Here is a 9387-nt window from a genome sequence, read left to right as displayed (position 1 = left end):
CCATGCGGGGGCCGGCGAAGGCGGTCCGGGCCCTCACCCGGATGCGGGCCGCGGGCCCCCACCCGGCGGCCGTCACGGTCGAGCGTGCCTGGGCGCTGCTGCCGCCCTGGGCCAGAGGTGAGGCGCCGTCACCCGGGCCCGGCGCGCTCTGCCACGGAGACCTGCATCTGGGGCAGCTCGTACGGCATCCGGCGCCGGACGGACGCTGGCTGCTCATCGACGTCGACGACCTCGGAGTCGGCGCCCCCGCCTGGGACTTGGCCCGCCCGGCGGCCTGGTACGCGGCGGGGCTGCTCTCCCCGGAGGAGTGGGGGCGCTTCCTCGGCGCGTACCGGGCGGCGCGGGGCCCTGCCGTTCCGGCGAAGGGCGACCCCTGGCCCGAACTCGACGTCGCCGCCCGCGCCCTGACCGTTCAGACCGCCGCACTCGCCGTCGCCAGGGCGCTGGCACAGGAGCGTGACCTGGACGAGGTGGAAGGGCTGATAATTGACGCCTGCGGCCGTATCGCGTCCCTCGCAACCGAGTTGAACTGCGAAGCGTCCCCGTAGGGTGAACCGACTGTCGCCGGAAGTGTGTTCCGGCGATGCCAGACGAACGGCGAGGAGCTGAGCCGACGATGCAGTGTCCCAAGTGCCATGCACCCATGCAGACGTACAACCGCAATGGTGTCCAGATAGAACAGTGCAGCGGCTGCCGGGGGGTCTTCCTCGACTACGGCGAGCTGGAGACGCTGAGCCGTATCGAGTCGCAGTGGGGCCAGCAGGCTCCCCCCATGCAGGCGCCCCCGCAGGCCTACCCCGCGGCTCACGCCCCCGCCTGGGGCGCCCCGCACCACGGCGGTGGCCACGGTGGGCACCACCGCCACAACAGCTTCGCGCACATGCTCTTCTCGTCCTGACCAACGGACGGAAAAACCCCCGGTCGTGGAGACGACCGGGGGCTTTTCGACTGTGCGCGATACTGGGATTGAACCAGTGACCTCTTCCGTGTCAGGGAAGCGCTCTCCCGCTGAGCTAATCGCGCGGGGTGACTTTCATCCGTACTGCACTACAGCCGTACCGCACTGCATCCGTACTGCGTTCGCCACACTGTAGCGCCGAACGATACCGCTGAACCGCGTGCGCGATACTGGGATTGAACCAGTGACCTCTTCCGTGTCAGGGAAGCGCTCTCCCGCTGAGCTAATCGCGCGGGGAATCCTTGCGGATCCGGTGGACGATACTGGGATTGAACCAGTGACCTCTTCCGTGTCAGGGAAGCGCTCTCCCGCTGAGCTAATCGTCCTTGGAGGTGGAGACGGGATTTGAACCCGTGTAGACGGCTTTGCAGGCCGTTGCCTCGCCTCTCGGCCACTCCACCAGGAGCGCGGGGGCAGAAAAAATCCCCCACATCGAGCGGACGACGAGATTCGAACTCGCGACCCTCACCTTGGCAAGGTGATGCTCTACCAACTGAGCCACGTCCGCCTGTCGTTTCACGGACCGGTTTCACGTGGCCCGGCGACGAGGTGAACTCTAGCGGATTCCGGGTCCAGCACAAAAACGCGTTTACGCAGCGTGCTGACGTCCCTTCGCCCCGGAGCGTCCTGCGGTGCCCCGTCCTAGACTGGCGAGCGTGCACGCCCTCACTCCTCTGGCCCGCTTCGGCGGTGTTGTCGCCTCCGGCCTCCGGGACGTCACCCATGACCCCGAGGCGCTCGACTCCTCCGGATTCTGGGCTGTCGTCGCCGACTTCGAGGGCCGGCTGACCTGTGCGCGCTTCGGAGACGTACGGTCACAGCCGGTGCCCGCCCCGGTCCCTGGGCGCTGGCGCGGACCGGATCGCGGTGACTGGACGTCGTCGCTCGACCGCGCCGCGTACGTGGACGGCGTACGGCGCATCCGCGCCCACATCGCGGCGGGGGACGTGTATCAGGCCAATTTGTGCCGCGTACTCTCCGCGCCGCTGCCGGTCCCGGCGCCGGACGGCACAGGGAGTGACGTCGACGCCCTGACGGCCCTGCTGGCGCGCGGCAACCCCGCGCCGTACGCGGGCACGGTCCGGCTCCCCGCGCACGGCGTGGAGATCGCCACCGCCTCGCCCGAGCTGTTCCTGCGCAGGGCCGGGGAGCTGGTGGAGTCGGGCCCCATCAAAGGCACCGGCCGTACGGAGGCGGATCTCCTGGAGAAGGACCGCGCCGAGAACGTCATGATCGTCGACCTCGTCAGGAACGATCTGGGCCGCGTCTGTGCCACCGGTTCCGTGACCGTGCCCTCCCTGTGCGCGGTCGAGCCCCACCCCGGTCTCGTCCACCTCGTGTCGACCGTACGGGGACGGCTCGGCGCCTCGGTCCGCTGGCGCGACCTGTTGGGCGCCACCTTCCCGCCGGGCTCGGTGACCGGCGCGCCGAAATCCAGCGCCCTCACGATCATCGAGGCGCTGGAGACGGCGCCACGCGGCCCCTACTGCGGCGCGATCGGCTGGGTCGACGCCGACAGCGGCAGAGCCGAACTCGGCGTCGGCATAAGGACGTTCTGGATCGACCGGGGTACGGGGCGTGCGCCGGTGCTGCGCTTCGGCGCGGGAGCGGGGATCACCTGGGGTTCGGATCCGGAGCGCGAGTGGGAGGAGACCGAACTGAAGGCCGGAAGGCTGCTCGCGATAGCGTCGAACAGAGAACCAGTCACAGGTACAGATACAGGCACAGTCACACGCGAGAAGACAGACACGTACGCGCACGAGAGCGCCGCCGCGTACGCGGCGGCTAGTGGAAGGACCGCGTCATGAAGATCTGGGTCAACGGCGGGCTGCGATCCTCCGAAACCGCTCAGGTGTCCGTGCTCGACCACGGACTGACGGTCGGCGACGGCATCTTCGAGACACTCAAGACCGTCCAGGGAAGGCCCTTCGCGCTCACGCGCCACCTGCACCGGCTCACCCGCTCGGCGCGCGGCCTCGGACTGTCCGACCCCGACCTCGACGAGGTACGCGCGGCCTGTACGGCGGTCCTCGACGCCAACCCCGCCGCGTACGGCCGGCTGCGGATCACCTACACCGGCGGCCTCTCCCCGCTCAGCTCCGACCGGGGCGACAAGGGCCCGACGCTCGTCGTGGCATTCGGCGAGGTCGAGCGCCGGGCCGACACGACCGCCGTGATCACCGTCCCCTGGACGCGCAACGAACGCGGCGCCGTGACCGGGCTGAAGACCACTTCGTACGCGGAGAACGTGGTGGCGCTCGCCCGCGCCCACGAACGCGGCGCATCCGAGGCGCTCTTCGCCAACACCGTCGGCCAACTCTGCGAAGGCACCGGATCGAACGTCTTTGTCGTTGTCGACGGCGAGACCCACACCCCGCCCGTCGCCTCGGGCTGCCTGGCCGGCATCACCCGCGCCCTGGTCATCGAGTGGACGGGGGCCAAGGAGACCGACCTGCCGCTGGACGTCCTGGAGCGCGCGGACGAGATCTTCGTGACGTCGAGCCTGCGCGACGTACAGGCGGTCCACCGCCTCGACAGCCGTGAACTGCCGGGAGCCCCGGGCCCGGTGACCGGCAAGGCCATGCGGATCTTCGAGGAGCGGTCCGGCGACGACCTGGACCCGTGAGGGCGGCGACGACCGTGACGCCCCCGAAGACACTTCCCCCGAAGACACATAAAGATCCGCGAAAGGGATGAGTGGCGGTCGGGAAGGGGAAGATCCCACCTGATGACCACAACACTGCGGCCGGCCGGGCCGCTTCAGCACGCCGACGACGGCGCCACCTCACGCACGTACGACGTGTGCGTGAACAGCCGCCGCGTCGGCGTGATCGAGGTCGCCACCGATCCCGCCTTCGGCCCGGCGACGGGCGAGATCCGCTCCCTGCGGATCGACGAACCCGACCGGCGGCGCGGGCGCGGCACCGTCGCCGTACTCGCAGCCGAGGAGGTGCTGCGCGACTGGCGCTGCCGGCAGGTGCTGGCATCGGCGCCGCCGGGTGCCACAGCGGCGCTGCGCATGCTCAACTCCCTCGGCTACACCGAGCGCAGCAGCAACATGACCAAGGAACTGCCCCCGAAACCACCCGCGCTCCCGGCCGGCGTCGAGAGCCGACCCGTGAGCGAGTCCGAGTACCCGGACTGGCTCGCGGGGGCGGTCGACCGCTACGCGCGGAGCGCGATCGACAGGGGGACACCGCCTGAGGAGGCCCATGCCCGCTCGGCGCGGGTCCACGGCAGGCTCCTGCCGGACGGCCCCGCCACCCCGGGTGTGACGGTGCGTGTCCTGGTCCACGAGGGCGCCGTCGTCGGCCATGTGTGGGTCGCGCACCGGGGCGACGAGCAGGGGTCGTACGTGTACGACGTGCTGGTCGCCGAGGGGCGGCGCGGGGAGGGCTTCGGCCGGGCGCTGATGCTGCTCGCCGAGCGGCTCTCGCTGGAGGCCGGCTCCGGATATCTCGCCCTGCACGTCTTCGCCGACAACACCCCGGCCGTCCGGCTCTACGAATCGCTCCAATACCGGGTGACCGGGCGGAACTTCATCAAGCAGCTTCTTTAGAAGGGCGCGGCGATGCCCCGGACGCCCCTACGCCTCTTCGGCGAGAAGCCGGTCGACGATCTCCTCGATACGCTCCCGGAGCCCCGCCTGACTGCTGCCGCCGTCGAGACGTTCGCCGCCGACGACATACGTCGGTGTGCCCGTCACGCCGATCGCCTTGCCCTCCGCCTGGTCGGCGTCGACGATCAGCATGTGGCGCCCGTCGATCAGGGCCGTGTCGAACTCGCCTGAATCCAGGCCCAGCTCATCGGCGATCCGCACCAGCACCGGTTCGCCCCCGGCGGCCAGTTCCCCCGTACGGGCCAGCACGGCACGTACGTACGGCCAGCCCTGCCCCTGCACCATGGCCTCCTCGGCGGCCTGGGCGGCGGCGAACGCGTGCCGGTGCTTCTCCAGCGGGAAGTGCCGCAGCCGCAGCTCCAGCCGGTCTCCGTAGCGTTCGCTCAGCGCCTGGATGTCGTCCTGGGCGTCGCGGCAGTCGGGGCACTGGAGCTCGCACCAGACGTCGAGGACGACGGGCACGTGCGGGCGCGCGGGGTGGGAGTCGGTGGAGGAGTCGTTCATGGGACCAGTCTCGCAGCATGAGAAGCCTCCGCCCGACCGGCACCTGGGGAGGATCGCGCCCCCGATATCTCCCTGAGGATCTCGTCCGGCGACCCCGGACCGTGGCCTCCGGCCGCCGCGAGGTGCACAGTGGGGGGAAGTGATGTGTTCTGCCCATGAACGCGCTCTGCCTGGAGGACCGGATGATTGCCGAGACCGTTTGTTCCGCCGTATCGGTGGCGGGCCTGGGCATCGCGGCGGTCACGGCGTACCGCAAGCGTTTCCTTCGGGCGGTGCGGATCGCCGCCTACTCGCTGGTGCCGGTGGGCCTGGTGATGACCGGCGTGGTCAAGTGGCTCGCGCACACGGCGTTCAGCCCGACGGCCTGGGCGGGCTTTGTCGTCCTCGCCCTCGCCTGGGTGCTGTTCATGGTGACCAGGGCGGTCGAGCGGCGTACGGGCGGCACGCGCAAGGAGCGCAGGGAGGCGGCGAAGGCGGCGCAGCGCGGTGCGGTCGCCCCAGCGGCCTCGGCGCCCTCGCTCGGTGCCGGGTCCTCGGCGACCCCCACAACACAGCCCGCCGTCAGGCCGAAGGTGTCGGAGCCGGCGCCGCGCGGGGCGAAGAGCGGTGACGACTTCAGCGACATCGAGGCCATCCTCAAGAAGCACGGCATCTGAACAAGAAGCACACCGTCTCGACATGCGGAACGGCATCGGAAACCGGCACGCCATCTGACCGAACCCGGCCTGTTCCCGGTCCTCTTCCCACGGAATATGATCAAGTCCCGCCCTGATCAGGGCCTTGGTCATGAGTGAGGTCCGGGCTACGTCATCATCGCTTCGAGATGCTCGATACATCACGGGATCAAACCCCCGTACCCACCGAAGCCGTACCCGCCGAAGAGCCGCGAGGCTGCCTTTTCGCGCTGTCCCAGCCGCCCCTGATGATCTTCCTGACGGTGGTCGCCTCACTGCTGCTGCTGGCGGCGGTGCACGATTTGTTCCTGCTGTGAGGGTCAGCCGGCCGCTTCTTTGCGGCGGGCCCGGTAGGCGGCCACATGGAGCCTGTTGCCGCAGGTGCGGCTTGAGCAGTAGCGGCGCGAACGGTTGCGTGACAGGTCGACGAACGCGTGCCCGCAGTCCGGGGCCTCGCAGCGCCGCAGCCGCTCCCGTTCGCCCGCGACGATGAAGAAGGCGAGCGCCATGCCGCAGTCGGCGGCGAGACGGTCGGCGACCGAGGCGCCCGGCGCGAAGTAGTGGACATGCCAGTCGTAGCCGTCGTGGTCGGTGAGCTGGGGCGTGGTCCCCGCCGCTGCCACCAGCTCGTTGAGCAGGGTCGCGGCCACGGACGACGCGGGTGCGGCGAACACCTTGGCGAAGCGGGCCCGTACGTCCTGTACGGCCCGCAGGTCCCGGCTGCCGAGGTCTCCCACCCCGCTGACCAGGTTGCGCCGCAGGAAGTCGTACAGCGCGTCGATGTCGGCGAGCCCGTCGAGCGGACCGCCGGTCGCGTCGTCCTGCGGCACCGTGTTCAACAGATCGACCACGGTGTCGAGCGCGATCCGGGTGTCGTGAGGGATCAGCACCATTCGCTCCCAGGCCATGCTGCGGGCCTGTGCCCGCCGGATCCGCATGACTCTAGTCGCTGTGAAAGTCACCCTTCACGCACGCGCACCGGCGCCGTCGCCGCGGTGGGTCCGCGGCGACGGCGCCGGTGTCCTGCCGTATGCGGATAGTCCGCGCGGCGCCGTCTCCCCGAGTCGGACGGCGCCGGGCAGCTTCTGCCTGGCTCAGCTCTCGGCCAGGATGTGTGAGAGTTCCGTGTCGAGGTCGAAGTGACGATGCTCGGTGCCGGGTGGCACCGCCGCGTCGGTCCGCTTGAGGAACGACTCCAGGGCCCGCGCCGGGGCTTCGAGCAGGGCTTCGCCCTCCGGGGAGCTCAGCGCGATGCAGACGACGCCCTGACCGTGACTGCGGGACGGCCAGACACGGACGTCGCCGGTGCCGGTGGGCCTGTGCAGCCCCTCGGCGAGAAGGTCGCGGGCGAAGACCCACTCGACCGTCTCTTCGGCTCCTGTGTGGAAGGTGGCGTGCACGGCATAGGGATCGGCCGTGTCATACCGGAGGCCCGCGGGTACAGGCAGTGAGGACTCGCTCGATACAACGAGGCGCAGGTGCAGCTCGCAGCTGACCGTGGTGTTCATAAGCGCCAGGGCCTTTCGCTCAGTGTGCGCTCGGGGATTCGCACGTCGGCGAAATCGACATGCCACCTACAGTGCCGTTGTAAACCCCTCTGTCTGTTTTGTGATCCTTCAGGTAGCTCGTATGGGGGTGTGTAACTTCGGGTTATGCCGCCATTCCAGTGACGCGAGCCGCTCGGGTAAGTTGGTCGTCATGGATGCGGAGAGTGACCGGCGGGGGAACGCTGTGTCGACGCGGGAGGATTCGCGGGCGAAGATGGGTGATATGACAAAGACATCCAAAACGGCGGATCCTGTGAAACCGGGGGAGTCGCCGGATTCCGGCGAGGACCGCGAGCGGACCGAGACCGAGGATTCCGGGCGGGGCGAGCGGGAGCTGGGCTCGCGCGCGCCTGACTTCATCAAGGCGTCGCGCCCGCTCCACCTGAGCTGGATGGTGGGCGTCTTCGTCGTCGGCCTCGCTGTGGTCGGCGGCGGGATCGTGTTGCTGCCGCTGCCGGGCCCCGGCTGGCTGGTGATCTTCGCCGGCGTGGCGATCTGGGCGACCGAGTTCGTCTGGGCCCAGGTCGCTCTGCGCTGGACCAAGCGCAAGGTCACGGAAGCCACCCGCGCCGCCCTCGACCCGAAGGTCCGGCGGCGCAACATCGCCCTCACGGTCGTCGGCGTGGTGATCATCGCCGTACTGGTCGCGATCTACCTCTGGAAGTTCGGCGCCGTGATGCCCTGGAACATCGGCCAGTGAGCGCGCCCGGGCCGTGCCGGGGTCGTGTGCGGCGGTCCTGGAGCGCGGCCGGCATCGGGTAATGTGTGCCGTGCGTCCGGGCGATTAGCTCAGTGGGAGAGCGCTTCGTTCACACCGAAGAGGTCACTGGTTCGAACCCAGTATCGCCCACCCGGAGTCGAGGCCCCGAAGACCTGTCAGGTCTTCGGGGCCTCGGTCGTTCCCGGCTGCTCCGGCGCGTACGGCGGGTCAGCGCATCCGCCCCAGCACCGCGCGCAGCCTGCGGGCGTCGCGCAGCCGCTGTTCGTACGTCGCGCCCACCGCGAGAAGCAGCAGCCCTGCGAGGGCCGGCGGCAGCCAGCGCGGCAGCACGCCGACGACCTGGACCACGTACGGCGCCAGCTCGTGCAGTGCGTCGAGGGCCAGCACGGCGCCGCCGAGCAGCAGTACCGCCTGGAGCCGCAGCCTGGCCCCGGCGAGGGTCAGGCTCAGGGCGGCCAGCCCGAGCAGCAGCGGCCTGAGCCAGTGCGCGTCACCCCACGCGGCCACCAGGCTCGGCAGCAGCGTCGCGGCGAGGCCGGGACCGTACGCCGTCCACGACGACGCCTCCGGGTCCTTACGGCGCCGCAGCAGCCCGACGGCGAGCGCGGGGAGTGTCACCGGCAGCGTGTACGCCTCGGGCGTGGTCACGCCGGACGCGCCGAGCCGGACCCAGGTGGCCAGGACGAAGAACACCCCGGCCGCGTACCCGGCCCAGGGCCGCCGCTCCTCACGTACGGCGGTACCGGCGGCGATCACACCGCAGAGCGCCAGCGCCAGGGCCAGCACGGGCAGCCGCCCCACGGTCAGGGCCACACCGATCAGGCCCGCCGACATCGCCGTCAGCTCGATCGGCACGACCACCGGATGGAGCCGCAGCCGCGCACCGGCGAGAGCCACGGCGGCGGGCACGGTCAGGACCAGCACCCCGGCCCAGGCCGTCGGCACGTCGGCCGCCGAGGACGCGGTCAGTACGAGGGCGGTCGCGAGGCCGACGGCGACGACGGCGAGGACCGCCTGTACGGCTCGTGGCGGGCCGTCGGCCGGGGTCGTCCCGGCCATGCGTGCTCGTACGCCCTCTGCGGCCACCGCTGCGCCCGCGAACAGGGCCGCCAGGACGGCGAGCGTGATCACCGTGGCGGGACGGGAGGCCGCGGCGAGGGACGAGGCGGCGACCAGCCCGGCGAGGGCGCACCCCAGGGCCGTGGCGGCCGTCAGGACCCCGACCCGTTCGCCCGGGCGCACGGCGAGCGTCAGCGCGGCGGCCGTGAGGACCAGCGGGAGTGCCAGGGCGACCGGATACGGCAGGTCGAAGGCGAGCGGCAGCACGGCGACCGCCGCCCAGGCGAGCACCAGCACCCCGGCGA

Annotated in this window: 11 protein-coding genes, 6 tRNA genes and 1 pseudogene; 9 read left to right on the top strand and 9 right to left on the bottom strand. The window is 70.6% G+C overall.

What is annotated here, in order from left to right; all coding sequences use genetic code 11:
* Positions 1-548 (top strand): phosphotransferase (locus tag QR77_RS05525; protein ID WP_040019995.1); only part of this gene is annotated, 548 nt, incomplete at its 5' end.
* A 68-nt stretch (positions 549-616) separates the two neighbouring features.
* A complete protein-coding gene (locus tag QR77_RS05520) occupies positions 617-898 on the top strand; it encodes a zf-TFIIB domain-containing protein (protein WP_078876490.1) in 282 nt (93 codons plus the stop codon).
* Positions 899-951: 53 nt separating this feature from the next.
* Here the strand turns inward: QR77_RS05520 and QR77_RS05515 are convergent.
* The 5 genes from QR77_RS05515 to QR77_RS05495 form a co-directional block, all read right to left on the bottom strand.
* Positions 952-1023 (bottom strand) — tRNA-Val (locus tag QR77_RS05515).
* A gap of 96 nt (positions 1024-1119) precedes the next feature.
* Positions 1120-1191, bottom strand: a tRNA-Val gene (locus QR77_RS05510).
* 21 nt (positions 1192-1212) lie between these two features.
* A tRNA-Val gene (locus QR77_RS05505) sits at positions 1213-1284 on the bottom strand.
* Position 1285: 1 nt separating this feature from the next.
* Positions 1286-1359: transfer RNA gene (locus tag QR77_RS05500), tRNA-Cys, on the bottom strand.
* 34 nt (positions 1360-1393) lie between these two features.
* Positions 1394-1466, bottom strand: a tRNA-Gly gene (locus tag QR77_RS05495).
* Positions 1467-1614: 148 nt separating this feature from the next.
* Between QR77_RS05495 and QR77_RS05490 the strand changes: the two genes are divergently transcribed.
* The 3 genes from QR77_RS05490 to QR77_RS05480 all read left to right on the top strand — a co-directional run bounded on the left by QR77_RS05490 (position 1615) and on the right by QR77_RS05480 (position 4517).
* Positions 1615-2766 (top strand): chorismate-binding protein, encoded by a 1152-nt coding sequence (locus QR77_RS05490; RefSeq protein WP_078876489.1) that lies wholly within the window; start codon positions 1615-1617, stop codon positions 2764-2766.
* Positions 2763-3584 carry an aminodeoxychorismate lyase gene (locus tag QR77_RS05485; protein ID WP_040019992.1) on the top strand — a complete coding sequence of 274 codons (822 nt, stop codon included), beginning with the start codon at positions 2763-2765 and terminating at the stop codon, positions 3582-3584. The genes QR77_RS05490 and QR77_RS05485 overlap by 4 nt, the downstream gene beginning before the upstream one ends.
* A 102-nt stretch (positions 3585-3686) precedes the next feature.
* Positions 3687-4517: a GNAT family N-acetyltransferase gene (locus QR77_RS05480; protein ID WP_040019991.1), complete on the top strand. Its 831-nt coding sequence runs from the start codon at positions 3687-3689 to the stop codon at positions 4515-4517.
* Positions 4518-4544: 27 nt separating this feature from the next.
* Here the strand turns inward: QR77_RS05480 and QR77_RS05475 are convergent, their stop codons facing one another.
* Complete coding sequence (locus QR77_RS05475; protein WP_040019990.1) at positions 4545-5081, bottom strand: DsbA family protein; 537 nt, start codon at positions 5079-5081, stop codon at positions 4545-4547.
* Between the two features lie 182 nt (positions 5082-5263).
* Here QR77_RS05475 and QR77_RS05470 point away from each other — a divergent pair, with 182 nt between their 5' ends.
* Positions 5264-5737, top strand: coding sequence for a hypothetical protein (locus tag QR77_RS05470; RefSeq protein ID WP_040027357.1), 474 nt, complete (start codon positions 5264-5266; stop codon positions 5735-5737).
* Between the two features lie 167 nt (positions 5738-5904).
* Complete coding sequence (locus tag QR77_RS47355) at positions 5905-6072, top strand: hypothetical protein (protein WP_173476273.1); 168 nt, start codon at positions 5905-5907, stop codon at positions 6070-6072.
* Between the two features lie 3 nt (positions 6073-6075).
* Here QR77_RS47355 and QR77_RS05465 read toward each other — a convergent pair whose 3' ends face one another.
* Positions 6076-6645, bottom strand: a complete 570-nt coding sequence (locus tag QR77_RS05465; RefSeq protein ID WP_040027355.1) for a CGNR zinc finger domain-containing protein — start codon at positions 6643-6645, stop codon at positions 6076-6078.
* Positions 6646-6849: 204 nt separating this feature from the next.
* Positions 6850-7263, bottom strand: coding sequence for an SsgA family sporulation/cell division regulator (locus tag QR77_RS05460; RefSeq protein WP_003959770.1), 414 nt, complete (start codon positions 7261-7263; stop codon positions 6850-6852).
* A gap of 262 nt (positions 7264-7525) precedes the next feature.
* Between QR77_RS05460 and QR77_RS05455 the strand changes: the two genes are divergently transcribed.
* The gene (locus QR77_RS05455; RefSeq protein WP_040019988.1) at positions 7526-8002 is read left to right on the top strand and encodes a TIGR02611 family protein; all 477 of its coding nucleotides are present in this window, start codon (positions 7526-7528) and stop codon (positions 8000-8002) included.
* 78 nt (positions 8003-8080) lie between these two features.
* Positions 8081-8152, top strand: a tRNA-Val gene (locus tag QR77_RS05450).
* A gap of 78 nt (positions 8153-8230) precedes the next feature.
* Here QR77_RS05450 and QR77_RS48295 read toward each other — a convergent pair.
* Positions 8231-9387: pseudogene (locus QR77_RS48295) on the bottom strand (hypothetical protein); the annotation flags it as partial.

It is taken from the genome of Streptomyces sp. 150FB (genome assembly GCF_000818195.1).
GTDB lineage: Bacteria > Actinomycetota > Actinomycetes > Streptomycetales > Streptomycetaceae > Streptomyces.
This window is presented reverse-complemented; position numbering and strand designations above follow the sequence as displayed.

What these genes read in the sequence shown, in the direction of transcription:
- QR77_RS05455 (WP_040019988.1), top strand. Translation starts at nt 7,526, where the DNA reads ATGACAAAGACATCCAAAACGGCGGATCCTGTGAAACCGGGGGAGTCG.
- QR77_RS47355 (WP_173476273.1), top strand. Translation starts at nt 5,905, where the DNA reads ATGCTCGATACATCACGGGATCAAACCCCCGTACCCACCGAAGCCGTA.
- QR77_RS05520 (WP_078876490.1), top strand. Translation starts at nt 617, where the DNA reads ATGCAGTGTCCCAAGTGCCATGCACCCATGCAGACGTACAACCGCAAT.
- QR77_RS05470 (WP_040027357.1), top strand. Translation starts at nt 5,264, where the DNA reads ATGATTGCCGAGACCGTTTGTTCCGCCGTATCGGTGGCGGGCCTGGGC.
- QR77_RS05480 (WP_040019991.1), top strand. Translation starts at nt 3,687, where the DNA reads ATGACCACAACACTGCGGCCGGCCGGGCCGCTTCAGCACGCCGACGAC.
- QR77_RS05460 (WP_003959770.1), bottom strand. Translation starts at nt 7,263, where the DNA reads ATGAACACCACGGTCAGCTGCGAGCTGCACCTGCGCCTCGTTGTATCG.
- QR77_RS05475 (WP_040019990.1), bottom strand. Translation starts at nt 5,081, where the DNA reads ATGAACGACTCCTCCACCGACTCCCACCCCGCGCGCCCGCACGTGCCC.
- QR77_RS05485 (WP_040019992.1), top strand. Translation starts at nt 2,763, where the DNA reads ATGAAGATCTGGGTCAACGGCGGGCTGCGATCCTCCGAAACCGCTCAG.